Here is a 24,454-nt window from a genome sequence, read left to right as displayed (position 1 = left end):
GTCGGGCCCTGCTTTTAGCGCGAAACTGAAGGTGGGGCCTGCTCACATACTACTTTGCCAAATACGCTGGCATCAACTTCAAGGCAGCGCAGGCCATCAGGACCAGACACCACTGCATCACTACATCGCTTGTCATGCACCACAGGCTGACCATTGGGCTCAACCCGGTAACCTCCACCTTTACACAAGGCACTTGCTTTATTTTGCCAGCGTGCCAACAACGAAGTGGTGCTTTGTTCAGAGCCGGACACTGACACAATATAAACACCAGTCTCCCGGGTATTGGTTACCGCTATTTTTGGCCCAGCCAGTGCCACACTATTGAACGACACCAACTGAACAGCGGCCATCACGTGTGCCAATTTTTTTAATGTCAGTGCCTCTTTGGTCATAAAACTCCTTATTCACGCTCAGTGATTTACTCCCCATTCAGGTTAAGTTGTCTGGGTAGGTGCTCAGGTTTGGCGTAGCTCAATCGGCCAAGCCTTCGTGTTTCATGATAACTATCCAGTCCGGAAATAGCCACGGTATGCAAAGATTCAATGTCGATGTAACCATCCGCTTTTATACTGTCGTGCGGCAGTTGAATATCAAAGACCTCTCCGATCACTAAGAGGGTGCCATTGATCTCCAGTTTCTGTACTTCTCGTAATGCCAAAGCGAATTTCAACTGGCTCTGTGCGACATAAGGTGCTGTGATGCCATCAGCCAGCTGAGTGTCCAGTCCGACCTCTGAAAACTCAGATACGCCCGGGGCATAACGCGCCGAGGTTTGGTGGGCTTGCTGCCAAATGGTCGAGTTAACATGGTTTAGCGTGTAATGACCTGTGGCCTGGAGATTGCTCAGTGTGTCTCTGGGCACCGTATCAGGGCGGATGATCATGCCTATCAGCGGCGGATTGGCACCAATATGAAAGACCGAGCTGACGATAGCCAAATTGGGGTTACCTTGTGCATCCTGAGTACCGACCAGATTGGCACTTTTAAATCCAGACAAGCTGTTTATCAGTCGTGCCCTTTCCCGCTCTTGCATATTGGCTATGTCTTCCCGGCTGAGCTGTTTGATCATCTGTATAAATTCCTCATTTTTCACTGTTTCTGTGTATTGTTACGTTTGTTTGGACGGCAGTGTTAAAGCTGTTCGATATGGTCAAGCAAGTATTGTGCGCGTTTGAGCACGGCCTGCTTATCTTCTTCAGACTTCTTCAGCCAGTTGCTATACACCATTTTTGTACGCGGGTTACTGGCGAATTGCGTATGGTGTTGCTGCATAAAGTGCCAATACAAGGCGTTTAACGGACAGGCTGACTCAGAGACCGTTTCTGTCACTTTGTAAGCACAGTCGCCGCAGTAGTCACTCATTTTTTTAATATAGTTTCCGCTGGCTGCATAAGCCTTGGAGCCAACAATGCCACCATCGGCAAACTGGCTCATACCCCGGGTGTTTGGCATTTCTACCCACTCTATGGCGTCGATGTAAATCCCCAGGTACCAGGCGTCCACCTGATCTGGGTCTATGCCAGCCACCAGACAGAAGTTACCAGTGACCATCAGGCGCTGAATATGATGGGCATACGCAAAGGTCAAAGATTGTGTGATAGCGTGACTGAGACAGCGCATTTTGGTCTCGCCCGTCCAGAACCAGGCAGGCAAGCTGCGTGTGGCCTGCAAATGATTGAGCTCAGCATACTTTGGCATATTGGCCCAATAAATGCCCCTGACAAACTCACGCCAGCCAATGATCTGGCGCACAAATCCCTCTATCTGTGCCAGACTGATGGCTCCCTGAGACTGCTCAAATGCAGCAATCGCAGCATCTACCACCACTTTGGGGCTGAGAATTTTGGCGTTAATGGCAAATGACAAGCGAGAATGATACAAGCTCCAGCCACGGTCTTCGCCAAGCTCAATTAGTTTGCCCGTCATGGCATCCTGAAAACGCCCGAATGACGGTAAACAATGCTGGCAAAAGAACGTCAGCAGGGACTTTGCCTGCACACGGTTAACGGGCCACAGCAGATGCTCATCTGCCTGCCCCATGGTTTTGACCTGATGTCGCTTGAGCCGTGCCAAAATATCACCAACCTCGTTAGCAAACACCAGCGGTTCGGGTATCTCTGCAAGATCGGCCGCTTTGAGTTTGTTGCGATTATCACTGTCGAAATTCCATTGTCCTCCAAGCGGTTCTCCATCGACCATGAGCACATTAAACTCACCGCGCATCTTGCGATAGAAATGTTCCAGCCGATGCCGTTTATCAGGCTTAAAGTAACTGCCAAGCTGGTCATTAGCCAGATAGAAATGTTCAGTATCATAGACACTCGAAGTAACTGACAGTGTGTCGCAAAACTGTGACAGCTGAGTGCGCAACCGATATTCATCCGGCAACTGATAAGCAAAGTGACCGATATTATGCTCCCTGATCAGATGGGTCAGCAGCTCAGGTAGCGATGCAAAGTCCTGCGTATCATCCAGTGTCAGATGCAATACATGGTGCCCTGCCGACTTAAGTGCCTGTGCGAATGTTTTCATTGCAGCAAAAAACGCGCATATTTTCTGGACATGGTGCCGGGTATAATTCGTCTCCTGATACAGTTCAGCAATAACATAAAGCACCTCATCGGACTTTTCTGTATACCAGCTATGACCCGCATTAAGTTGATCGCCCAGGATCAATCTAAGTTGTTTACTCATGTGTTTCTCTGTTTTTTTGCCTGTTGCCCGCACACCGTTTGGAGCAATATTTCACATTGGGCCAGTCGCGTTGCCATTTTTTGCGCCAGGAAAAAGGACGCAGGCAAACCGGGCAGGTTTTTTCTGGTAACCGGGATTTCTTCATACCTTAGCTCGGACGTACGTGCCGTTTCAGGATCCGCTGGGCTTCTTTTTTCACTTGAGGCCTTTTGCGCCATTGCCACAGTAATTCCTGCGCTGCTTTATAGCTTAGCTTTAAATCGACAATGGGCTCAGGATAATCCTCCCCAAGCACCACGCCATACATCAGCTGTTCCATCTGCGACAGCTCCCAGGGTTTATGAACCAAAGGAGCAGGCACATCTTTGAGCATTGGTAGCCAGGTTTTGACAAACTCTCCTTGCGGGTCTTTTTCTTCGCCTTGCTTAACCGGACTGTAAATGCGAATGGTGTTGATGCCAGTCACACCCGCCTGCATCTGAAACTGGCTATAGTGAATACCCGGTTCGAAGTCTAAAAAGACCCGGGCAAGATGGGCAACACCCAAACGCCAGTCGAGCTCCAGGTGGTGACATAAAAAGCTCACCAACATAGCGCGCATACGGAAGTTGATGTAACCCGTGGCAATCAGACACCGCATACAGGCGTCCACCATAGGAATGCCAGTATTACCTGTTTCCCAGGCGGCTAGCCTTTGTTGCGCTTCCTCTCCGGTGCAGCGAGGCAAGAGGTCATAACCCCGATTAATGTGCCGAAACTCCATGTCACATTCACTTTCGAACTTTTGAATGAAATGACAATGCCAATGCAGCCTGGAAGAAAAGGCCACCAGAGTGCGACGCCAGCCCACCATTTGCCAGTGAGCTAACACACTCTGATACACCTGACGCAAACTGATATTGCCCCAGGCCAGATAAGCAGACATACGCGAACACGCCTGCTGGCTGAGTAACGGGCTGGATAAACTATAGGCATACCCTTTGCCTCGTCCCTGGTAGAACTCGGCTAAAATACGGTGTGCCTGAGCTTCACCACCAGGCTGAAAAGTGCCCGGCGGTGCATTGAAGCGTTGTTGAATATCGCTCAGTTGGGCATACGTCGTGTCTGGTGAAAACCAATTTACTTGTGACAAATCAGGATCAGCGCAGCGTTCACGCATGGTTTTTTGCCATTGTTTATCCCAGTTTTGCCGCTGTGTCAGCCCTCTTAGTACTGCGCCACAACGAAATTCGGCCCAGGTAATCCCCATTGCCGCGCACCAAGTTGCTACTGCCTTGTCCCGCTCAAAAGTGTTTGCCAGACCGATTTCCTGATGAGAGTACAATCCGGCGATTTGGTAGGTCTCGTGGACCTGCTGTAAAGCGTCTAATGCAGGTTTGTCCGATACCCACAAAGATCCGTACGAAACTCGCTCATTGATGTCCTGTAAAGACTGCAGAACAAACTGCCAATGGCGAGCTGAATAATGCGGGTCGTCCAGTAACATGGGTTCAAAGCAATACAAGAGTAGTACGGGATGACCACTTTGAATGGCCTGGCACAAAGGTGCGTGGTCGGATAACCTTAAATCACGCTTGAGCCAGACGACCGCCACACTCATATGTCTTCCTCAGCAAAAGTTGGCCAGTCTGCTGCATCCACACTGTCCACAGATGAAACGCCCTGCTCACCGCGCCACTTTTGCACGAACAGACCCAGCTCATCATACAATTGAGCCTGTTTTTCAATATTAAAATGGCGTCCGCCGCGCGGGTCGACACCCACACCCGCTATGTACTGCCAATTTCCCCAGTTTGATGCGACATCATGATCGAGTAATTGCTGCTGGAAGTAAGCTGCACCATAGCGCCAGTCCAGTCCCAGTTCATTCACAAAATAACTGGCTGCAATTTGCCGGCCCCGGTTTGACATGTAACCGGTTTCATTAAGCTGGTTCATGAGCGCATTCACTAAAGGCACAGGTGTATTACCCTGGCACCAGCGAGTAAAACGTTCTGGCATAAAGGTGGTCAAAGGCTTGGATTTAGCTAGCCCCTGAAATCGAAAAAGTTGCGGCCCAAGCTTGAGACAAAGCCACTGAAAATATTCTCTCCACAGCAGTTCAAACTTGATCCAGTAGGTCGACTCGTTCGCCACAACCTGCTTTTCAAATGCTTCTGTCGCCCACCAAACCTGGCGCGGAGACAGATTACCTAACGCCAGATAGGGACTCATTTTGGTTGAGTTAAGCCAGCCATCCAGCGCGTTGCGGGTTTCTTTGTATCTGCGGGCAACACCACTGTCGAAATAATCCCTCAGATGAGCTTGCGCGGCTTCCTCCCCGGCGGGAAAGTCCAGCGGCACTCTGGTTTCAGTCAATCGATCCTGGCGCTGTGCATGCCACTGATGCAATATGCCCTGCTCATTTGCACCGCATACTGTGACGAGGGGAGCAGGTAGCCGCGATGGGTCGAAGCGACACGATGTTACAACCGATAAGGGCGCTTTTTCTACGCGTTTTCTGAACTGAGTAAAGTTGCCTAAATCACGACTCACAGTTTGTATCTGGGTGTGCTCAAACAAAGTATGCTGCCAGAAGCTGTGCAGCGGGACAGATCCCAACTCGTTGCGTATTTTTTGCACGGACTTGCGTTCATAAAGCCCTACCTGTTCAGCGCAAATCACCTGGCCTATCTCGTATTTTGATACCAGGTGTGGCAAAACCTGATGTGGCTCACCTTCAACAACCAACAAACTGTGCCCACAACTATCGAGTTGGCTACTGAGTGTTAATAGTGAATCAGCAATGAAAGTTGCCTGCCTGTCGCCGAGCAGCTTGCAATGATAATTGGTCTGTATGCGATACCTTGGGTTTATCACATACACAAACAATATCTGGTCACTGTTTTGAGTGGCAAAATCGAGTGCCAGATTGTCGTCCAGCCTAAGGTCTTGAGTAAACCAGTAAAGCGTTCTTTTCACGCGCAGCCCTGTCGGATTGTTAGCATGCCTTGTCTTACGGACTGAGCAGAGAAAAAGTTCAACACTGAACTTTCATTATTTATTGAAAGTTCAGTAAGTTCTGCGCTATGCTATTTATCAGCGGACTAAATAATAATCAACAACAGGAACTTGCACTATGAACAAACTCGCCGCCGCCGTGCTTATAGGCGCAACATTTTCGGGCCATGCCGCCCAGCACCAACACGAATACCAGTATACGGAGGTTGCCGGGAAGAAAATCGCCTATGCGTGTCAGGGCGAAGGCAAAGTCACCGCCCTGCTGGTATCCGGTATGGGCCTGGATGCACACACCACTTATAAAAATACCTACCACAACGCCAACCCCAAAGGCTACCGGCTATGTTTTTACGACCGCGCTGGGTATGGCGAGAGTCAATATGACAACCCCAAGGTCAGAACCATGACCGAACTGCGTGATGAGCTGGCCGGGCTGGTTAAGCACCTGAAGGTTGAGTCACTGGTCCTGGTGCCCCATTCATTCGGCGGGTTTGTTGCACGTGCCTATGCCAGCAAATATCCGGATAAAGTAAAAGGCCTGGTCCTGATAGACACGGTTCATGAATCCTGGTACGACGCGATGAAAGCGCAGATGTCCAAATCAGGCTGGGACACGATGAAGATGATTATTAACTGGGAACGCGAGCATAATTCGTTCGAAGATTTTGAAGAAGCCTCAAGCCACTCTGCGCTCTATACAATAAAAGCAGACTTGCCTGTTACCGTGCTTTCTCGCGGTATTCCGCACGTGACAATCAGACAAACCAAAATGAGTTACCCGGATATAGACGTTTACACACAAACCTGGAATGACGCCCAAAAGAAACTGGCTACGCTGAATCAAAACACCGAGGCAGTCACGATGAAATACGCCTCACACCTGTTTGATGAATCAGACCCCTGGATTGCGATAAAACACATAGAGGCCATGGTAGCAAAAGCCAGGCTCTGAGTTTGATGACCTCGTACAGGGCACTCTACAGTGCCCTGATCTTTGTGCCGGGCACGTAGTAAACAAAAGCTAGTCCGCGCGTTGTTTTTTCACCGCACGATACCCCAACAAGTAGCACAATCCAACAATCAGCCAGGCAACACCAATCCAAAATACCGCATTGCTAATTTTTTCAGGGTGGCGAACATATAACTGAATTGGCAATAACCCACGAATAATGCACACCAAGGCGATGCTATATATCCCGACGTTAAGCAAGGGTAATCGCCGCATGAGTCCGGTTGCAGATAAAGCATAGCAGCCTAGAATAACAAAAATTGCAGACGCCGCGATGGTGGCAATAGGCGCCAGCATAGTGCCTACCTGCGCCGATTCTACAACAAAAGGCGGTGCCATTTGTGCGGCATAACACTGTGGACCGAAATAGATACAAGATAAATGCGCACCAGCGACCAGCCAGGCGCTCAGCGCAGCAAACAACAACAAAGCGATACCATATTGACGACCCATGCAGGCAAGCTCCTTATATAACCTAGACTTAGAATCAAACATCCAACGAAATATTAACACATATTGTTGTCGAAAAACGCTATAGTTAAGCCAGTTTTAATTTGACCAGGCAAACAATGAAAGCAAACTTTTTACCTGTCGTGCTGGCAACGGCTGTGTTGAGCGCAGGCTGTCAGAGCACATTAACCAATACGGCCTCTGAAAAAATGTCGGAAGATAATCAAACGCTACGAGTAGCGACGTTTAACGTCAGTATGGAAGCAACCAATTACGATATGACAAACCACAAAATGCAATCGGATAATGCGTTAACTGTGGCGTTGAAAAGTGGTGATTTCAGTCAAATCAATAATATCGCAGAGATCATCCAGCGTACCCGACCTGATATTATTCTGCTGAACGAGTTCGATTACATTGCAGATCCCCAGCAAGGCATTCACCTGTTCCAGCGCGATTATCTTGAAGTATCTCAGAACGGTTTTGATCCGATTAAATACCCCTACGTGTATCTGGCGCCGGTCAACACGGGTGTAGAGACGCCGTTTGCTGGTGACAAAAATGCCCGCCTGACACATTATGGCTTTGGCAAATACCCGGGCCAATATGCCATGGTGTTGTTATCCAGATATCCAATTCAGCAGGATCAGATCAGAACTTTTCAACACTTTCTGTGGAAAGATATGCCAAACAATCTGATGCCGACTCAGGCAGATGGCAGCAGCTGGTACTCAAAAGAAGAAGTTGCGGCCATGCGCTTGTCATCCAAGTCGCATTGGGATATTCCGGTACAAGTGTGCAATCAGCAGATCAACGTATTAGCCAGTCACCCAACTCCTCCCGTTTTTGATGGACCCGAGGACAGAAACGGCAAGCGTAATCACGATGAGCTCAGGCTGTGGAAAGACTACATTAGCTCAACCGGTAACGCCTACCTTTATGATGATATGGGTCAACGTGGTGGATTTGCCGCTCAGTCATTTGTCATCTTAGGTGATTTAAATGCCAGCTCTGTCGATGGCGATGCATATCCAGGTGCGATTGATCAGTTACTGAAGCATCCGCGTGTAAATCATTACCCGGCTCCTACCTCTGAGGGGGGACGGCTCAATAAGCCCGACAACAAACATGCGGCTTCACACACCGCGCACTGGGGCATGCGCGCAGACTATGTATTACCGTCTGCCAACCTGACAGTCAGCGCCAGCGGCGTATTTTGGCCTGCAAATAACCAGGCTGGTGCAGAGCTTGTAGCCGACAGAGCATCCTCTTCCGATCACCGTCTGGTATGGGTCGATATCACGCTGCCAGATGCACATTGTAACAACTAGCAAAACAGGCTAACTGGTTCACCTACTCTTGACTGTTTTTTAGATAAGGCACATGGCATAACAGTGCCTTACGAGCCCTCACAAAATGTATAAGAAAGCCACTAGCAGCTTTAACTGATTTGGCTTTCTTTAAAATGACCTTCTGACATCATCACATCAACAAGGCGCTTTTTGAACATATAATCTAATAGTTCAAACGACCATAACTGCTGGTTAGCGCCTATCACATAGGACCCGGCAAATCACTTTATGCAAAGTCGGGGTCAACACCTTTCGCTATGATCACAACCGTTCAGCATTTAGCCCTTCAAAATAGGTCGTTTTTAGTTCATGTATCACACTCGTGCTGACCCAATAAATGTTTGAAATACCGCCAGGCTCATTATATCGACCAAAAAAGAGGTATTTACCATCAGGGGTAACACGCGGTACGGTTTCAAAATGGGGTGTATTAATGTGGTTGCCCAGATTTACAGGTTCAGACCACCCGCCGCTTTCCTTTCTGAAATACACAAATAAATCGCTGTCTTTTCTGCTCACGTCCTTTCGGTGTCTTGCATTTACCAGCAAGTAATCATTATCTGGTGACATAAAGCCATGGATCCCAAACGCGATATCCATCGGCCTGGGTGTTGAGATATCCCCGGCATTATTTTCGGCAATATACATCTTTCGCTCTTTCATGTTGGTAAAGACCAAATCGCCATTTCTTGCCTGGTTAAAATCAGACAAGCGACCAGTATTGAGTGATAACTCCCACCTTTTGGCTTTATGGCTGCGGTTGCTGCGAGGTACATACCAGATACCGGAGTCTTCTGAGTCAGGTTGACGTGCTGTAAAATATACCCTGTCTTCATTCAGACTCACATAGGGGACTAACTCATAGGCCATTTTGCCCTGGGTGAAATTCACTTTTTCAGGTTTAGTCCAGTGCCCTTCTGACAGCTTTGTATGGTAAATCTGTGGGTAGGTATCTGCTCCCTCAACCACTTCTAAAGCGGTAAAGTACATTTCTCGCAGGTCCGGAGAAAACGACACGCCAAATTCATACCGACCTTCAACAGATACCACATCGGGGGCAAACTGCTGTGGCTGAGTACCTGGCGGTTTCTGACCTAGCCATAATGTATCACTGCCTTGTGCTGGTTCAGCGGCAGTTACATCAGCGACCATCGCACCGGCAACGAATAGAAAATGCAAAATAGATTGTTTGATTTTCATGGTTTTGTCCTTAAGTTCTGCAAACATTTAAGGGCAATGTATCAGGTTTGGTGCAGCGCGCCGTGTAAACTAATGTAAAACATGTACCCACTGTTTTTTTATCCGGTATATGACAAAGGCGCGTTTCTCTATCTTATGCCCCATAGCATTCACCCGGCTTAATTTCGTTGTTGACAACAGCACAAAGTACGTCCGCCACAATACATACATACATATACTCAAGCAACACAGAATTGAGCCAAAGAAGTGCAAGCATCGTCATTTCAAATAGCAATCAACAAGCCATTATTTAACCAAGTCATATAACAGACCAACCTAGTTGTTATCGGGCTATAACAAAACCCCCTAACTAATTGTAATTAATAGATATATGTATTTATTGAAGATTTTGCATTTAGCGCTTTTGTTATTCATTCTGTGGGTTGTCGGGATCAGGGAAAGCACCAAGAAACCTCTGATTATCGACATCAGAACAAGAAGGAAAAAGGTAACAATCTATGAAGACGCAATCCGTTGACAGTTTAGATGTTGTTTCGGGTCGCAAAGGAGCCCCAAACTACACCTACTTTTCCTGAAGGTTACTAATACAAATAAAAAATACGTTTAGGAGTTAAAAGTTATGGGTAAATCCAAAACATTTAAACCAAAAACAATTGAAGCACTACACCTAAAAGATGTTGCAGGTGGCGGTATCGATCGGCCAATTTTTATCGGCTACAAAGACCCTATCGACAACATTAAATTCTAATAATTAAGGAAAAATAAAATGAGCAAATCTAAAACATTTACTCCAGTCACTATCGATGCATTGAGCCTGAAAGATATCGCTGGCGGTACCGGCACGTCTATTCCGCCTGAGTTCATCGGCATCAAATAAGCGCAATACGCGATGACACAAAAGAAGTAGCGGCTGCTCTGTCGCTACTTCTTTTATCTCCATTTCAGGTTTTAATACTACCCAGCAGGTAAGGAAAATACATGATAGCTGATAGTTTTATCCGTGTGTTGTCTGTCAGCAACTCAGTTGAGTGTGTTGAGAGCGCATTCCATGACTTTGTTGAAAGGCAAGACTTTAAAACGCAAGTTTTGAACATGGTTGAGCACACAACGCTTGGTAAAATTTGCCGCAAAGGCATAACACTGTACGAAGACGATAACTGGTCTTTGCTGCTCACGCTGGATACATATACAACACCAAGCGACGTCGCAACAACATTTTCCTCTGAATCTTTATACAGCGTTGTTTCCGAACATCATTATGCTGTGAGTATCTACTCAGAACACGATGACTCACTCATACTCTCAACAGAGACTTTGCCAATTAATACAAGGCAACTGAAAATCAGCCCAAACAACCATGCCTATGTATTTCATGGCGCACAAGAAAAGGTGGTGGTCGCACTACACAATAAGTCCGTAGCCAGAGAGGTTTGCCCTTATTACGACACTGTCTCGGGAAGAAAGATCGCAACTTACTCAGGCACACACGACCTCGAAAGATATAAGGTCCTGACTGGTTTTTTACCTCAATTTGGCACAACAGCGGCCCCCTACCTCGTAAAACTAACCAAGCACAAAGTCAACGCCATACGCTGGCAAGCCCTGGTTGAGTTATTTAAAGTCGACCACCAACAGGCTAAGGTCATTTTAATCGAGTTTTTAGAGGACCCTTGTCACATCGTCAGGGCGCAAGCCAATGCCACACTCACCCAATTAACTGAATTTGAAAAGGCGTGTTAGTTCTATGGAATTTTATCCCCCAAAAGCCGTTGCAGCCACTTCAATTGAAGGGTTACTGACATTTATTAAAAACAATTTAGTTGAAGGTCAGAGGCTGTGTGACACCCCAGGGTTAGTAGAGCAGTTAATGGGGCTCAGGCATAGTATTTCTGACGTACTCGACCATATTGTCCACTCGTTAGAGCAAGCAACGCCCAACTCCTATGGCAAAAATTCATTCGTCCTATATCAGGATGATACCCTTATGTTAAGGGCTGTCGTGTGGGAACCAAGAACAGACCATCAATACTCACAAGAAGACGAGAATCTGTTCGCATACGGCTTGTGCCACGACCATAATTTTGAACTATTAACCTTGGGGCTTTCTGGCACTGGCTATACTACGCATATGTATGAATATCAGCATAAAGGTAGCCCCTATAAAGAAGGTGAAGAAATTGATATTCACTTTAATGGAGACTTCATTTTAGACGAAGGGTGTGTGCTCTACATGGATAAATCGCGAGACCTGCATTCACAGAGCCCACCAGACGAATTATCTATGTCATTGAATATCATTGTCGATCGTGGTGAAAAAGCCAAGCCTCTGTTCGTTGATACACAATCGAAACGGGTGATCTCCTTTGGCAATGCCATGGATAGCGCGCATTACTTGCAAAAACTCCAGCAAGTACTCACCTGAAGAGCGACCTGCCTGTAATGAACCTGTTTATATTTGGTGACATTCGGTACTTTATTTCTTGATGCAGGACGCCAATCGCTGGGCCAGGTCGTCAGCGTAGCAAAACCCCAGAGTCAGCGGATAAGCGTATCCATTTTCGTTAACGTAAAACAGTGCCGGAAAGCCTGTTACCTGAAGCTGCCGCGCAATATCCAGATGTTGCTGAAATTGCGCTTCAGTTTCAGCCGCATGCAATGCCGATTCAAACTGCACGTCGTCCAGGCCAATGGCCATTGCACATCCAACCAGGGTGGCATCTAACGAAGGGTTTTTAGCTTGCTGGTAATAGGCTGCCTGAATGGTCTTAGCCATAACCATTGCACCATGCTTTTGTGATCCTTGCTCTGCCAGGCTTTGCGCAGCAATGACTGCTCGACAAGCCTGATAGGTTGAACGCACAGGGGTATTGAGATGCCAAAAGTCATGATTAAACGTAACCGATGTTCTTCGCTCTATTTCAACCCAATACGAAGCAATCGTATCTCTTAAGCTTTCCGCCATGGGCTGCGTCGTATCTGGTGCCAGTCCCCCCATTATCCAGCTCACCTGTGCATCGGGATAAGGCGTTAAAAACCGCTCTAATTCAGGTTGAAATCCGTAGCACCAGCCACACATGGGGTCCATTACATAGATAAATTGCATTGTATTCTCACTCAGCTGTATAACCCGACGCAATCCAGTTACTGTTCAAGCATGCTCCGGGCTGGTATTCAGTACTTTTGGAGGCAGGTAAATTGTAAACTCATTGATTGGTTCCACTAACACACTATGTGGCTTTTGCTGCTCCGCGTCAGAAACCAGATCCAGACGAGAGAGTAAACCAAAGTTCGCGGATTTCAAAATCGCAGACGAAACCTTGAGTTCTTTGTGCCATACACGGTAAGTGCCCAAACGCCCATCACGCCGGTAGTAAAACCCGGTTAAAGGGTGAGTCAGGTAAACAAGCCCCGTTTCAGTATCAGGAAATCCGGGTAACTCAATAAGCGCATCTTTGTGCTGCATCAATTCAACACTGGCGGGTGCCCAGTGTGCTGTGGTATGCATCTTATAACGGCGGTATACCTCCTGTGATTGGTCATAATCACAATCAAAAACCACTTTGCCACTATACCAGGGAAGCTTCCAGAGCATGCTGGGCACAATGCGCGTCCAAGAATCAAGCGTGGTACCAAGAAACCAGACACACCGCTCCCCTGAATCCCTGTCGATGATATAGATACGGTAGTTGGTTTGCCCCATCGTGTACTTGGGGAAAGGATAAACAGCCGAAGTAAAGTCAACATCGATAAAGGGCACGACAGAAACTAACCCCTTTTCCACGCCATCTATCATCACCGTATCGAGCTTGAAGCGCGCCGGAAATAGGCCGGCAAATTTCCTAACATCAACAGCATACGTAATGATCGCAAAATGCTGAAGCTTACACAGCACATCTATGCCCGTAGGTGCAGGTCTCGGCTTTAAAAAGTCTTTGAATGACAAAGAGTCCATAGGTCGCTCCTTCTTTCTCGGTAAACGGCCTTGTCATTTTCCCTACAAGGCCGTTCCTTTACCCTACACGCGCCCCCGGAATGAGTGAACTTATTGGTCGCGCTGGTATAAAACTCGACTCCTACACCACATAATCAACCTGCTGGACCAGGCCAGGTTTACCATTTTCATCGAGATAAAAACCGGACTTACGGATCGCGCCCTGCAACGCCCCATCCGTTCTGATATTCAGAGGCGTATCAGCATTGTGTAGTGCAATGGCGCCTATATTGGCGTCATGGAGTGATATTAACTCGTCCTGCTCTTTGTTTTTGACCCAGACTTTAAGGCTATCAAAAATATCGTCATTTTCATCAATGAAGCCATTACCATCATCGTCATACTGAGTCAGGTCGGCAAACCCATTACCACTGAGCGCACCAAACAGTTCTTTACCATCATCTATCTGATTGTTCTGGTTTAGATCCAATGCCAGATAGCCGTATCCCTTCTTCAGCTGAGCAAAATTGTCTTTATTGCCATCTGCATCAATATCAAAGTCCATACGTTCAGTATCCAGCTCAACAGCGCGATTGGTAAAGCTGATGATCAACGGGTCCTTCATATCAACATTCTCAATGGTTCGCTCATAGCTGGTATGAGACTGAGCAAATACAGATTTAAAGGCAAAACTAATAGTCTCACCATTTTCCAGCTGAATTTGACCATCCGCCTTAAAGACGTTGGCCTGACTCTCGTGCGATAACCGCTCTACGATCACTTCTGTGGCGGGTGCTTGCTCTGACGCAGACATAATCTGTGACATTTCAGCATGCGAGATGTCTTTTCCGACCACAGCGTCATACCACTGCACGTCACTGCCCGCGAGTTTTTCTACCAGCAACTTTAAGATGTACATTCTGGCACTGGTTTGCATATCCAGATCAGTGGCTGTATTGTCTACATCAGCCACCTCGCCCGCCATCCCTTGCTCACCATTACCCGGCTGTGCCGAATTGACGTTCTCAGGCCCGGGCAACTCAGTGATCTCTGTACGCTTTTCATAAACATGACTCTGACCCTCATGCTGGTTACTGATGTTGACTTGTGCATTTTCAATTTTCATAGCTCCTCCGCTCCCATCCATGTAGTTTGATATCGGCAAAGGAGAACAAATATTGAGCAACAATTGACAGCAAATGTGTTTATTGGGCCTGAGTATCTCTGTTTTGATTTATAGCAGGCAATACCTCGGCGAATTCTGCATCTAACATCTCCAGAACCTGCTCAAACCCATGCTCTGATCGCCAGCCAAGATGCAGCTGTGCCGCGGATGAGTCGTATACTCTGTCCAATGAATCGGGTAAAGCCCAGCCTCGTTGTTCAAATGCCGAAAGCAGCCCCGGACATCTTTCAGAAATAATCTCAGCGGCATTCAGGTATAAGCGTTTGCAGTCAGCGGGGCTAAAAGGTGTTGCACCAGACACAATAAAGCGCTGAAAGCCAGGCAAGCGTTTTTCTATTGCACACAGATGCGCGCTGGCCACATCCCGGGCGTCAATTCCGCGTGTTAACCTGTAAACTGCCATCAAATCTGCAGGCTCGGGGAAGCACCGGGACATTTGGAGTACAGTAACAGGTAAATTAAAGCGCTTTGCTATTTCGGCTAATTTTTGTTCTGCGATTATTTTACTGTGGTGATATACCGATTTGGGCTGCGGTTGAGTCTCTTCCGTTACCCAACCTGCCATCCCCTTGGGAGTCGATGCATAACCATACAGTGCAGTAGTGCTGGTGAATACAAAGTGCTTTATACCCGCATTTATGCCGGCCAATGCCAACTGCTCTGTTGCATCAACATTAATGCGCTGAAACGCACTGTCTTCAACACGCCCGACATGCGGTGCATGTAAAGCCGCAGTATGTATTATCACTTCTACGCCCTGCAGCGCCTCGTTGAGCAACTGGCTGTCCCTGATATCCCCGACAAAATCCGCAGTTGAACAAGGTGTTTTATCAATCCCAACCACCTGATGCTGTGCCATGAGCTTAATGTAGATGGCGCGTCCAACTCTGCCCGCAGAGCCCGTTACCAGCACTTTCATTATTTCAACCTTATTTGATTATTGAACAAAGAGCAGTTGCGGACTTTACAGCGGTTATTGAACCACTTCAACAGACAACGCCGCATCGATAGACGTTGTCTGTACTGTTAACTACATAAAGGCAGGGATTACTCGCTCGGCCATTAATTGCAGCGTGTTATTTTCCCTGCGACTCGCTGTGACAACCGCGACAAGATCGAGTTCCTCAATTAAAATAATGTACTGACCTCCACCTCCCTGAGCCGATGCACTGTAAAATTGTCTGTCACCATTTTTCAACTCAGCGTTCCACCAGTAGTAACCATAGCCCTGTTTAGACACATCTTTGCCACCACCAAACATGTCGTCATCGCCAGTATAGAGCTGCGGGCTGACTGCCTTCGCAATGTATTCCTTAGGAATGAGTTGCTCACCCTGCCACACGCCTTTGTTTTGTGCCAGAGTCCCCCATTTAAGCATATCTCGTGACGTCATATTGACCCGCCAGCCTGCTTCAGGCAGACCATTGTCAGCGGTTTGCCAGTGATATGCTTTGATATCAAGTTTATCAAGTAGTTCTTTTTTAATAAAAGCTTCAGCAGTTCCCGGCACCACAGCATCAATCACATGCATCACTAACATAGGGTCATCCTGATATTTGAATGTCAGTGAATCAGCACCGATTGGCGCACTGCGCTCCAATAATGCCTGTGCATGCTGCTGCCCTTTCAGTTGTTTAGAGATTTTGTCCAGCGCCTCTTTTTGGCTGTCATCAAGCCGAATCCCGGAGCGCATGGTGAGTGCCATATTAAGCGTAATTTTATCGCTCCCCCTGGTAAGTTTGCTATGATCCAGATCCTTTAAAAAACTTACCAAAGGCTTGTCTAAATCGGCCATGCTCAGATAACCCAGTTGGATTGCCCGACCCAGTGCCAGGCCCGTGTATACCTTAGTCGCAGATGCCTGATAATGCGGCAAGTTGATACGGCCACGAGAAAAATAAGATTCGAAAACCAACTGCCCCTTATGTGCAATCAGTAAGCTGTCGAAATGCCCATGTGCGTTATTTTCTATCTCTTTAGCGAGCTTCACCAACATGTCTTTGCGACTTTTGGTATTTAAGGTACCAACAGTCACTCCGTCGCCCCTGCGCTCAGGCGTTGTATCGATAAAAGCCTGACTGAGTTCAGAAACATCCCGATAGCCGCCTTGCAGCTCTGCTGCGGTGGCTTCTGCTGGTTTGGTACAGTTTGCCGCGGCAAGGCAGCTCACGCTACCTAATATTGCGGCAGCGATAAAATGTGTAGCGAATGTATATTTGGTCATGTTAACCCTCCTGTTATCTACAGGTGGTTAAGCTAGTTAATTTCTTCTCATAACACCTGATTTACCCATGACTTCTCAATGACTTTGTCTTCAGGTCGAGATATAAACAGTAAAATCATACAGTTGTAAAAATCAATTCAAAATAAGTCCATCACCCTGCCAGCCTTCTTATGCTCATGCCAACACCTGTTATAGTAAAAATTCTACTTAGCCTAGTCATAGAGCACGCAAAGCTCACCCTATATACATTCCGGTTTTGGCATACTGAGATTTCGACTGCAAGCCCGGATGGACCACACGATAATTCGTGACATTGCCGGACCGCCGTTTATTGACTAGACTCCCAGTATCGCCACCAATTTACCCCGATATGCTACGCATCATACTTTTTTGCCTATCCGTGTTCTCGATTGAAGTATTTTCAAGTAACGACAAGCTAGTGCTGATCGCAGGCGATAACTGGTGCCCGGTAAATTGTCGCGACTCAGACAAAAATAAGGGATTCATGATTGATGTTGCCACAGAGGCGCTCGCCATCTCGGGGTATGAAGTTCGTTACATTGAAATGCCCTGGCTCAGGGCCATCCATCAGGCCAGGGAAGGAAAAATACACGCCATTGTGGGTGCCTTCAAAGACGATGCACCGGATTTTCTCTTTCCAAAAGTGCCCATACTGAGGCTAAGTCCAAACACTTTGTTTACTCTTTCCGACAACACATGGACATACAAAAACCAACACTCGTTGAACAAAGTCCGCCTCGGCGCTGTACAGGGATATGACTATGGCCATTTGCTGAATGCATACATAAAATCACATCGTAGTTCTCCCAATAAGTACATTACGCTGATAACGGGTGACGATGTTGTGGCACGCAGTCTCAGATTATTAACCAGTAAACGGATAGATGCTTATGTTGATGCGGGCCCCGTTGTCTGGTACCAGGCCAAACAGCTCGGGATCAGTGACAAAATCAAATCAGTTGGTTCGGTCAGCCCGCTGGAGCCTGCTTACATCGCCTTTTCTCCGCGCCTTGAAAATAGCGAGCAATTAACTTTGGCACTCGACCTCGGTGTTCTCAGGCTGCAACTGGACGGTCGCCTGGCGAGTATTGCTGAAAAGTATGGGCTCAGAGATGAACACTATCGATAGTGCATGCGCTTGCTATGTATTTAATAATTGAGCCTGAATGTGCTTACTCAGTTCGTCTATACACACTTTTACAGCCATGGGAACATGCTTTGAAAAAGGGGTAAGTAAATACACCGGGTTTTCTGGCAAACTTTCATCTGGCAACAAGGCTGTGATATCAGGCAGACCTTTATGCAAATAAAAATCTGGGATCAAACCGATTCCCGCCCCGCTACGGATCAAAGAGACCGTGCTATGAAATGCGTTGGTGATACAACTCACTTGGGGGCTGAACGTCTGAAGCTCACCGTTAGCGGAGACAAACTGATATGCAATAGTCTCACCTTCCCAGGCGTTAGCAACATAGGGCGACTGTTCCAGTGAGGTTTCTTTAAAACGGGGATGTCCGCACAACACATCACGAAATGCCCCTAAACGCTTTTGCCTGAGCGTACTGTCTTTCGAAACACCAATACGAATAGCAATGTCAATATCATGTGCCATCAAATCCAATTGCTGGTCTTCGCAGGTTAACTTAATAATGACGCCCGGATATTGCTGTATCAGATTTGCAATAACAGGCGCGAGCAATGTTTCTACCAGTGCATTGGGTGCGGTGATATGCACCTTGCCCTCCGGCTCACTCTGTTGCGCCTGAATATTCTCCCAGGCATCTGCTGCAATCTGATTGAGTGCCTTGCAGGACTCATAAAAGCGTTTGCCAGGCTCAGTCAGAAACTGCCGACGGGTTGTTCGCTTGATAAGCACGACCCCGAGATCTTGCTCAAGCGTTTTTAAATGCTGGCTGACCACAGATTTTGATAAACCTAATTTATCTGCCGCACCGGATACCGAACCGGCCTCTACAACATGGGCAAACAGCGACATTTTTCCAAGTTGGCGCATTCTTATTGTGTAATTTAATTAAACAGTGTTTTTAATTATCTCTGTTTTTCATACCAATGAAAACCTCTACACTTATCTTACTGAAAACAAAAAGAGCGGAATCTTCTAATGACACCACAACAAGAACTTGACCTTTGCAAAGCAGGTATAGCTGCATGGCAGAATGCATTTAATAACGGAGATGCGCGCGGTTGTGCCGAGCAATACTCGACAACCTGCACTATGCTGGCACGGCCAATTGGCGAATTTACCTCTCCAGAGGACATAGAAACTTTCTGGCGCGGTATCATCGAGCAGGGTTTTTGCGATGTTATCTATACCGATGTAGTCTGGGAGAAACACCCGGAAACTGGCTACTTACTGAGTGCCAACTGGACCATGAACAAAGCGTTTGGCAAAATTCATGGTGAACATTGGGTTGTCGGGCAAGACGGCAAAGCCCGCCTGCACAGTGATGATTTTGAGATCCTGGGTGAACGTTAGTCCACCCAGTTACTGACATACACTACGAAACGGTATTATGTAATTGTTCCTTCGGGTTAGGACCATATTCGTTCTCACCCGGTTTACTGTCCATGACATAAAACACAATCAACACGATTGGACCTATCAGTGGGATTAAAGAGAGCAAGATCCACCAACCGCTGCGCCCGGTGTCGTGCAAACGGCGAATGCTCAGGGCAATGCTGGGAATGATTATAATCAGGGCATAAAGGCCGCTTAAAAGACCGAGACCGGTTTCGTCTGAATAAAGACCAAGCATAACGTCAATCAGGCCAAGTGCCACAGAGACTAAGAGAGTGCCTAGTATAAACACCCAGTACTCTTTACGCCTTGCCCGTCCTTTAAATTCGAAACAGTTTTTAAAAACAGATAAGTAAATTTCTAACACGATCCCTTCTCCTTATGAATTTTCCATAATTCTTGTACCATAGGCGTAACAGTTAATGGCGTCCAAAGCACCATTAGCGTTTACCTCTTATCAGACTATATATTATTTTTGACAAAACAAAGTCACAACCCTTTTCGCAGCCAAATACGTGTAGACATGCCAATGGACAGACTTATTGTACATACGGCCAATAAAAAACGCGGCGCCCTGTATGGAACACCGCGTTTTATCAGCATATCGCACAATTACTTAAGTGCCTGCCCAACAATTGGGTAGTGATCCCAGATTTGCTCAGACAGGCCTGCCTAATTACAAAACAGCATTGCTTAAAACACTGTATCTAATTAGGTTACATTAGCGAACATACACATATGAAGTCTGTTGGCTTACGTAAGTCACAATATTTGTGGACTTATAAATTTTGGAATAGCCGTAAATATTCTGATAATTCAGCATTGAATAATCAGAACCAGAGCCTGAACAACCTGAGTTTTCATGCCAGAACAACCGATAACTTCTTTCTCCAGTCTCGCCCGGAATTAAACCTAGCGTATCCTGAAGAGGCACACAATTGGCATTTTTAAGCACTGCTATATCAGCGATCGCATAGGCACCATTGAACGTAGGCATTGTCATCATCAGTTCGCTATAGGTATCTTTGATATATTGCCAATGTGCATCTGGTAAGTGGTAATTGTCATCAAAAGATGTAATGTTTTGCGCCTCAACCATGAAGCCAGTTAAGTCATTTGGCCAGCCATCGTAGTTTTTATTGGGCGCAAACCTGATACTGACTAAAGTCCAGCCACCGCCTTGATATTCCATATCACAGTAAGTCGTGAATTCGCTCAGGCCACCGTTACCATCGACATCAAGCGTATAGTAACCGGATTGTGCACTTGGATCTGCACTCAGAATTGCCTGACAGCTTTGTGGTTCTGGCGCTTCTGGTTCGCGAACGTTCAGATTAGCGCGAATGGTCATTGTATCACCACCCAGAGTCGTCATATCCTGTGCAAACAAATGGCCATTCAATTCAAGTACATTAATAACCTCGGTAGTATGCGTTATTTCAGCATCTTTAGACTGTTCTTCCTGAAGGAAAATGTCATGCTCACCTACCGGAGTTAATTGGTCTGTCGCTTTTACCTGATCAAATTTATAAGAGATACCAGAGTCCAGTCGACCTTCGGTATAAGGCGCATAAACTGCAAGATAAGCGACGGTTTCACTTACCTCTGTACCGACGCTGCTTTCCTGATACTGGACTTGCGCGTTAAAGCCAAGGCGTGTTACATGGCTCGCTCTTGCAGTGTAGGACTCCGACCCGTTGCGCGTTTGCCCGGTCAAAAAGACATAGGGTATCTGCGGCATTGTTTCAGTATAGGACTGCATTGTGCTGCTGCCATTGAGGTCAACTGTACCAACTTCCCAGATTGAACCATCTGCTTGTACATGACGTCCATGAGCCATTACAAAGGTTGGTACCGTTTCACTCAGATGCGCGCCATTCTGATAGGGCCACTGTGAAAATGAAACGCTCACCGTACCATCGCCGTTATCAATAACTGATACAGTGCCAGCACTGGAATCGTTAAAACTCGGTACACCGGCAAAGAGCGCCTGTTGAGCGGTTTTAGTGATAACTGTTCCCTGATTTGTCAGCTGGTTAGATTGCAGATCCTGTGCATTGGCGGTAAATGCCGATGCCAAAACCAACGACAATATAGTTTTTTTAGTCATTTTTTTCCTTTATGGGTATTGGGTATTTATTTTCCTAAGTAAAATCAGATAGTAATGTTACAACACCCCCAGAAAACTCGCCATAAAACATTAAAAATTTCGAAGTTAATAAACAAAAGTATGAAATGAAACAATTGAACAGACGAGTTGCAAGCCCGTTTGACACTGATAATTTAAGGTATCGCTTACAATTCCCGTGTTTCGCATTACCAGGCCAATAAACAACATCAATGGTTAGTTATTGATGACCAATAGTTGATGAGTAACAGCATAAAAGTTTTGAGACAATAAAAAACGCGGCGTCCTGTATGGAATACCGCGTTTTATCAGTATTGCAGCACGCTTATTTAAGCGCCTGCTCCACGATCGGATAATGATCCCAGACTTGCTTGTCTGCCAAAGAGCGAACCAGCTTCACATACTCAGCATGTGTCCATGCCAGTGGTGTTGCAGAGTTAGTGCCCTCACCCAGCGTGTAGCCAAACGGATTTACGCCCACGCCATCCCAGACCTGCTCAGGGAGCATCAGGCCTTCGTTGGCAAAATGTTCCATGCCTTTGATGTAAGTGTACTTGATACGTTGTACCGCTTTGTCATTCAATGTATTAGCCTGGCTGGCTGCCGCAATCTCGTAGTGGCCGCGTTCACCGGTAAAGAAAGGCCATACCCGACCACGCTGACCGGCCGTGTTCTGACCCTGCTCAGCATAGTTCGTGCCACGTATTTCGTCTTCACCGTAACCGTCGTTGCCATAACGACGGTAGCCCGGATAACTATTCGGGTCGCCGGCAAAATTAAAGCTATATTTTACGCGTAGATTCTCAGGCAGGTTTTCATCTTCATACTCTGGCAACGTATTCGTGATGCTACTCGCATCAGCGGCTCTTACGCCATAGCGTACTAACTCAAGGAAGCCACCATCAATGATCTGCTTCTTGTCCATACCCGCACGGCCATTGTTGTCACTCAGCTTGGTATTTGTATTCGGGTTAGCATCTTTACCGATCCTGAAGAAGTATTTACCGTCACTTTGCTTAGACGGCAGATTGCCTTCAGTTGTAAACATGGTCGATTCCACTTCACTGTCATAACGCTTAGCGGTTGCCATGTAACGATCACTGCCTGCGTTATCACCGGCCAGTTTCGCAATGTCACTGGCGGCAACCAGCCCGGCAATAATGGCCGCAGTAGTCGACGGAGAAAAGCCATCCTGCTCTTCCCAGCGCTCTTGTTGTGTGGCTGGTGGTGTGATCTGGGTATCGTTCCAGAGGATTTTGGCCAGACCACCTTCGACTAAAAACTCAGCTGCGGGTTGCAACATGCGCTTATACCAATAGACAAGCTTCTCATCGCTCAGCACACCGGCCTGCCAGAGTTTCCACGCCAGCATAATTGGCATGGCAGTCTGGTCCAGTTGCACACCAACCCACTCCAGCTCACCGTCAACATGGGTTTTCTGTAAGAACCAGCCCGTGTCACCTTGATTGCCAGGCGTCTTATCCGTAACTTGTACTTTTTCCAGATATTCAAACGCAGTCAATGCCGTTTGTGGGTCACCCATGGCCAAAAATGCCATCGCCACCTGATAGAAATCGCGCACCCACACCGCTTTATAACCGGTATGACCTTGCTCAGCTGCAACCGTGTCACCCCAAGGGTTAGACAAAGACGCAATGAGCGCTCCTGCATGGGTTTTATCTTCCTGCGCCTTTAACACCAAAGCACTGGTATAAAGTAGTTTGCCCTGATCGGCCGTATAACCGCTGAGCTTCTGCATAGGCTCAAGGCTACTCAGGTAATCGCGCCAGCCAATCATATCGCCCTCACCGTTGTAGTGGGCCAGTACCTGGTGATAGCCACGCTTAAGTGACTGAGCGCCTTCCTGGAAACTCGTGCTTTGCGATTTGCCAAAACTCAGTGCCAGGTCGAATGTCGCCTGCTGATCCACGTCACCCAGCTCCGCCAGCCAATTAACGTTGCCGCTTTGTGCGCCTGTGCTGGTGTAACGCTGTGCCATTGAATGACTTGCCTTAAGCTGCGCCAGACCATCGCTTTGACCAGTAAAGCCAACACTTGCCTGTTTAAAACCACTGCTGCTTTGCAATGTCAGGTAGTTGTCTCCTTCCCAGGCAACCAGACCCTCGTCCGCTACCTTAGCAAAGTCATTCAACCCATTATTATTTACGTACGGGTTTACGTTAACGAACAACTTCACACCATCCAGTTCAGTTTCCACTTTCGCGCGAACGAACAAGGTTTGCCCGTCAGGGTCGGTGAATATGTGTTTTTCAAGCGTAAAACGGCCTTGCTTGTCTTTGCTGATCACTTTGTATGCTAAAGACAGCGGACGACCTTGTGCGTCTTTGTCCAGGTAATCAATACTGACATCCAGTGCGTCTTGCTCCGTTACCGTAAAATCCGGGCCGGTGACAATAAACTGCATGTCTTTGATCTGAGCCTGATGGATCAGGCCAAACATAGTTTCTGTGATCATGCCTTTGGCAATAGAAAACCACACTTTGGAAACGGTTTCTGTACTTGCCTCATCAGAATACTGCCCTTGCTTGTAGGCCTCATAAGAGGTACCAATCCCGGTTTTTCCTGAATAGGCCCAGTATGGCTTGTCACCCGGTGCGCCCGGCGCAGCCTGTTGTGACTCAACCGCGTTATTCGCGCTGCCACAGCCAACAAGTCCGGCGGCAACCAATGCCAGAGTTAAACTAGAAAGTTTTTTCATA

Annotated in this window: 24 protein-coding genes; 7 read left to right on the top strand and 17 right to left on the bottom strand. The window is 47.1% G+C overall.

The annotated features are described in order from the left end of the window. Positions 1–14 precede the first annotated feature (14 nt). The 6 genes from QNM19_RS05635 to QNM19_RS05610 form a co-directional block, all read right to left on the bottom strand. Positions 15–392: a hypothetical protein gene (locus QNM19_RS05635; RefSeq protein WP_049864356.1), complete on the bottom strand. Its 378-nt coding sequence runs from the start codon at positions 390–392 to the stop codon at positions 15–17. A gap of 26 nt (positions 393–418) precedes the next feature. Next, positions 419–1,069 carry a flavin reductase family protein gene (locus QNM19_RS05630; RefSeq protein ID WP_049864357.1) on the bottom strand — a complete coding sequence of 217 codons (651 nt, stop codon included), beginning with the start codon at positions 1,067–1,069 and terminating at the stop codon, positions 419–421. A 62-nt stretch (positions 1,070–1,131) separates the two neighbouring features. Further along, positions 1,132–2,694, bottom strand: a complete 1,563-nt coding sequence (locus QNM19_RS05625) for a cryptochrome/photolyase family protein (RefSeq protein ID WP_284026458.1) — start codon at positions 2,692–2,694, stop codon at positions 1,132–1,134. Further along, positions 2,687–2,839 (bottom strand): DUF2256 domain-containing protein, encoded by a 153-nt coding sequence (locus tag QNM19_RS05620; RefSeq protein WP_082225421.1) that lies wholly within the window; start codon positions 2,837–2,839, stop codon positions 2,687–2,689. The genes QNM19_RS05625 and QNM19_RS05620 overlap by 8 nt, the downstream gene beginning before the upstream one ends. Positions 2,840–2,842: 3 nt before the next feature. Beyond that, positions 2,843–4,294 (bottom strand): FAD-binding domain-containing protein, encoded by a 1,452-nt coding sequence (locus QNM19_RS05615; RefSeq protein WP_049864358.1) that lies wholly within the window; start codon positions 4,292–4,294, stop codon positions 2,843–2,845. Next, positions 4,291–5,655, bottom strand: coding sequence for a DASH family cryptochrome (locus QNM19_RS05610; protein WP_049864359.1), 1,365 nt, complete (start codon positions 5,653–5,655; stop codon positions 4,291–4,293). Before QNM19_RS05610 ends, QNM19_RS05615 begins: the two co-directional genes overlap by 4 nt. A gap of 157 nt (positions 5,656–5,812) precedes the next feature. Between QNM19_RS05610 and QNM19_RS05605 the strand changes: the two genes are divergently transcribed. Beyond that, on the top strand, positions 5,813–6,646 hold the full coding sequence (locus tag QNM19_RS05605; protein WP_284026457.1) for an alpha/beta fold hydrolase: 834 nt from the start codon (positions 5,813–5,815) through the stop codon (positions 6,644–6,646). Between the two features lie 69 nt (positions 6,647–6,715). Here QNM19_RS05605 and QNM19_RS05600 read toward each other — a convergent pair whose 3' ends face one another. Then, a complete protein-coding gene (locus tag QNM19_RS05600) occupies positions 6,716–7,156 on the bottom strand; it encodes a hypothetical protein (RefSeq protein WP_049864360.1) in 441 nt (146 codons plus the stop codon). 116 nt (positions 7,157–7,272) lie between these two features. On the opposite strand from QNM19_RS05600, the gene QNM19_RS05595 reads away from it, so the two are divergent. Continuing rightward, positions 7,273–8,484: an endonuclease/exonuclease/phosphatase family protein gene (locus QNM19_RS05595; RefSeq protein WP_284026456.1), complete on the top strand. Its 1,212-nt coding sequence runs from the start codon at positions 7,273–7,275 to the stop codon at positions 8,482–8,484. A 282-nt stretch (positions 8,485–8,766) separates the two neighbouring features. Here the strand turns inward: QNM19_RS05595 and QNM19_RS05590 are convergent, their stop codons facing one another. Then, on the bottom strand, positions 8,767–9,705 hold the full coding sequence (locus tag QNM19_RS05590; RefSeq protein WP_284026455.1) for a hypothetical protein: 939 nt from the start codon (positions 9,703–9,705) through the stop codon (positions 8,767–8,769). A gap of 619 nt (positions 9,706–10,324) precedes the next feature. On the opposite strand from QNM19_RS05590, the gene QNM19_RS05585 reads away from it, so the two are divergent. The 3 genes from QNM19_RS05585 (at position 10,325) to QNM19_RS05575 (ending at position 12,127) form a co-directional block, all read left to right on the top strand. Beyond that, positions 10,325–10,453 carry a hypothetical protein gene (locus QNM19_RS05585; RefSeq protein WP_257721228.1) on the top strand — a complete coding sequence of 43 codons (129 nt, stop codon included), beginning with the start codon at positions 10,325–10,327 and terminating at the stop codon, positions 10,451–10,453. Positions 10,454–10,683: 230 nt separating this feature from the next. Next, on the top strand, positions 10,684–11,445 hold the full coding sequence (locus QNM19_RS05580) for a HEAT repeat domain-containing protein (RefSeq protein WP_284026454.1): 762 nt from the start codon (positions 10,684–10,686) through the stop codon (positions 11,443–11,445). 4 nt (positions 11,446–11,449) lie between these two features. Continuing rightward, positions 11,450–12,127: a hypothetical protein gene (locus QNM19_RS05575; protein WP_049865920.1), complete on the top strand. Its 678-nt coding sequence runs from the start codon at positions 11,450–11,452 to the stop codon at positions 12,125–12,127. A gap of 51 nt (positions 12,128–12,178) precedes the next feature. Here the strand turns inward: QNM19_RS05575 and QNM19_RS05570 are convergent, their stop codons facing one another. The 5 genes from QNM19_RS05570 to QNM19_RS05550 form a co-directional block, all read right to left on the bottom strand. Continuing rightward, positions 12,179–12,808, bottom strand: coding sequence for a DsbA family protein (locus QNM19_RS05570; RefSeq protein WP_049865919.1), 630 nt, complete (start codon positions 12,806–12,808; stop codon positions 12,179–12,181). Between the two features lie 45 nt (positions 12,809–12,853). Continuing rightward, the gene (locus tag QNM19_RS05565; RefSeq protein ID WP_049865918.1) at positions 12,854–13,657 is read right to left on the bottom strand and encodes a DUF2071 domain-containing protein; all 804 of its coding nucleotides are present in this window, start codon (positions 13,655–13,657) and stop codon (positions 12,854–12,856) included. 121 nt (positions 13,658–13,778) lie between these two features. After that, positions 13,779–14,762 carry a hypothetical protein gene (locus QNM19_RS05560; RefSeq protein WP_058795297.1) on the bottom strand — a complete coding sequence of 328 codons (984 nt, stop codon included), beginning with the start codon at positions 14,760–14,762 and terminating at the stop codon, positions 13,779–13,781. Positions 14,763–14,841: 79 nt separating this feature from the next. Beyond that, positions 14,842–15,741: an NAD-dependent epimerase/dehydratase family protein gene (locus tag QNM19_RS05555; RefSeq protein WP_049865916.1), complete on the bottom strand. Its 900-nt coding sequence runs from the start codon at positions 15,739–15,741 to the stop codon at positions 14,842–14,844. 111 nt (positions 15,742–15,852) lie between these two features. Continuing rightward, positions 15,853–17,046: a serine hydrolase domain-containing protein gene (locus QNM19_RS05550; protein ID WP_049865915.1), complete on the bottom strand. Its 1,194-nt coding sequence runs from the start codon at positions 17,044–17,046 to the stop codon at positions 15,853–15,855. A 370-nt stretch (positions 17,047–17,416) separates the two neighbouring features. Here QNM19_RS05550 and QNM19_RS05545 point away from each other — a divergent pair, with 370 nt between their 5' ends. Then, positions 17,417–18,196 (top strand): substrate-binding periplasmic protein, encoded by a 780-nt coding sequence (locus tag QNM19_RS05545; RefSeq protein ID WP_082225562.1) that lies wholly within the window; start codon positions 17,417–17,419, stop codon positions 18,194–18,196. Positions 18,197–18,208: 12 nt separating this feature from the next. Here the strand turns inward: QNM19_RS05545 and QNM19_RS05540 are convergent, their stop codons facing one another. After that, entirely contained in the window at positions 18,209–19,081 is an 873-nt protein-coding gene (locus tag QNM19_RS05540) for a LysR family transcriptional regulator (protein ID WP_049865913.1), read from the bottom strand. Positions 19,082–19,189: 108 nt separating this feature from the next. Between QNM19_RS05540 and QNM19_RS05535 the strand changes: the two genes are divergently transcribed. Further along, positions 19,190–19,564, top strand: coding sequence for an isochorismatase (locus QNM19_RS05535; protein ID WP_049865912.1), 375 nt, complete (start codon positions 19,190–19,192; stop codon positions 19,562–19,564). Positions 19,565–19,586: 22 nt separating this feature from the next. Here QNM19_RS05535 and QNM19_RS05530 read toward each other — a convergent pair whose 3' ends face one another. From QNM19_RS05530 to QNM19_RS05520, 3 genes are all read right to left on the bottom strand, one after another. After that, positions 19,587–19,973 (bottom strand): DUF805 domain-containing protein, encoded by a 387-nt coding sequence (locus tag QNM19_RS05530; RefSeq protein ID WP_049865911.1) that lies wholly within the window; start codon positions 19,971–19,973, stop codon positions 19,587–19,589. A 354-nt stretch (positions 19,974–20,327) separates the two neighbouring features. Then, positions 20,328–21,716 carry a fibrinogen-like YCDxxxxGGGW domain-containing protein gene (locus QNM19_RS05525; RefSeq protein WP_284026453.1) on the bottom strand — a complete coding sequence of 463 codons (1,389 nt, stop codon included), beginning with the start codon at positions 21,714–21,716 and terminating at the stop codon, positions 20,328–20,330. Positions 21,717–22,059: 343 nt separating this feature from the next. Further along, the gene (locus tag QNM19_RS05520) at positions 22,060–24,453 is read right to left on the bottom strand and encodes a glycoside hydrolase family 15 protein (RefSeq protein ID WP_284026452.1); all 2,394 of its coding nucleotides are present in this window, start codon (positions 24,451–24,453) and stop codon (positions 22,060–22,062) included. Position 24,454 lies beyond the last annotated feature (1 nt).

Source organism: Pseudoalteromonas ardens (assembly GCF_030125445.1).
In the GTDB taxonomy this organism is placed as follows: domain Bacteria; phylum Pseudomonadota; class Gammaproteobacteria; order Enterobacterales; family Alteromonadaceae; genus Pseudoalteromonas; species Pseudoalteromonas ardens.
Note: the sequence above shows the minus strand (reverse complement) of the source record. Positions and strands in the feature narration are given on the sequence as shown.

Excerpts from the sequence above, each read along its gene's own strand:
- QNM19_RS05600 (WP_049864360.1), bottom strand. The coding sequence starts at position 7,156 with ATGGGTCGTCAATATGGTATCGCTTTGTTGTTGTTTGCTGCGCTGAGC.
- QNM19_RS05615 (WP_049864358.1), bottom strand. The coding sequence starts at position 4,294 with ATGAGTGTGGCGGTCGTCTGGCTCAAGCGTGATTTAAGGTTATCCGAC.
- QNM19_RS05545 (WP_082225562.1), top strand. The coding sequence starts at position 17,417 with ATGCTACGCATCATACTTTTTTGCCTATCCGTGTTCTCGATTGAAGTA.
- QNM19_RS05540 (WP_049865913.1), bottom strand. The coding sequence starts at position 19,081 with ATGCGCCAACTTGGAAAAATGTCGCTGTTTGCCCATGTTGTAGAGGCC.
- QNM19_RS05630 (WP_049864357.1), bottom strand. The coding sequence starts at position 1,069 with ATGATCAAACAGCTCAGCCGGGAAGACATAGCCAATATGCAAGAGCGG.
- QNM19_RS05575 (WP_049865920.1), top strand. The coding sequence starts at position 11,450 with ATGGAATTTTATCCCCCAAAAGCCGTTGCAGCCACTTCAATTGAAGGG.
- QNM19_RS05620 (WP_082225421.1), bottom strand. The coding sequence starts at position 2,839 with ATGAAGAAATCCCGGTTACCAGAAAAAACCTGCCCGGTTTGCCTGCGT.
- QNM19_RS05625 (WP_284026458.1), bottom strand. The coding sequence starts at position 2,694 with ATGAGTAAACAACTTAGATTGATCCTGGGCGATCAACTTAATGCGGGT.
- QNM19_RS05635 (WP_049864356.1), bottom strand. The coding sequence starts at position 392 with ATGACCAAAGAGGCACTGACATTAAAAAAATTGGCACACGTGATGGCC.
- QNM19_RS05595 (WP_284026456.1), top strand. The coding sequence starts at position 7,273 with ATGAAAGCAAACTTTTTACCTGTCGTGCTGGCAACGGCTGTGTTGAGC.
- QNM19_RS05520 (WP_284026452.1), bottom strand. The coding sequence starts at position 24,453 with ATGAAAAAACTTTCTAGTTTAACTCTGGCATTGGTTGCCGCCGGACTT.
- QNM19_RS05580 (WP_284026454.1), top strand. The coding sequence starts at position 10,684 with ATGATAGCTGATAGTTTTATCCGTGTGTTGTCTGTCAGCAACTCAGTT.
- QNM19_RS05555 (WP_049865916.1), bottom strand. The coding sequence starts at position 15,741 with ATGAAAGTGCTGGTAACGGGCTCTGCGGGCAGAGTTGGACGCGCCATC.
- QNM19_RS05550 (WP_049865915.1), bottom strand. The coding sequence starts at position 17,046 with ATGACCAAATATACATTCGCTACACATTTTATCGCTGCCGCAATATTA.
- QNM19_RS05585 (WP_257721228.1), top strand. The coding sequence starts at position 10,325 with ATGGGTAAATCCAAAACATTTAAACCAAAAACAATTGAAGCACTACAC.
- QNM19_RS05570 (WP_049865919.1), bottom strand. The coding sequence starts at position 12,808 with ATGCAATTTATCTATGTAATGGACCCCATGTGTGGCTGGTGCTACGGA.
- QNM19_RS05565 (WP_049865918.1), bottom strand. The coding sequence starts at position 13,657 with ATGGACTCTTTGTCATTCAAAGACTTTTTAAAGCCGAGACCTGCACCT.
- QNM19_RS05535 (WP_049865912.1), top strand. The coding sequence starts at position 19,190 with ATGACACCACAACAAGAACTTGACCTTTGCAAAGCAGGTATAGCTGCA.
- QNM19_RS05525 (WP_284026453.1), bottom strand. The coding sequence starts at position 21,716 with ATGACTAAAAAAACTATATTGTCGTTGGTTTTGGCATCGGCATTTACC.
- QNM19_RS05560 (WP_058795297.1), bottom strand. The coding sequence starts at position 14,762 with ATGAAAATTGAAAATGCACAAGTCAACATCAGTAACCAGCATGAGGGT.
- QNM19_RS05590 (WP_284026455.1), bottom strand. The coding sequence starts at position 9,705 with ATGAAAATCAAACAATCTATTTTGCATTTTCTATTCGTTGCCGGTGCG.
- QNM19_RS05605 (WP_284026457.1), top strand. The coding sequence starts at position 5,813 with ATGAACAAACTCGCCGCCGCCGTGCTTATAGGCGCAACATTTTCGGGC.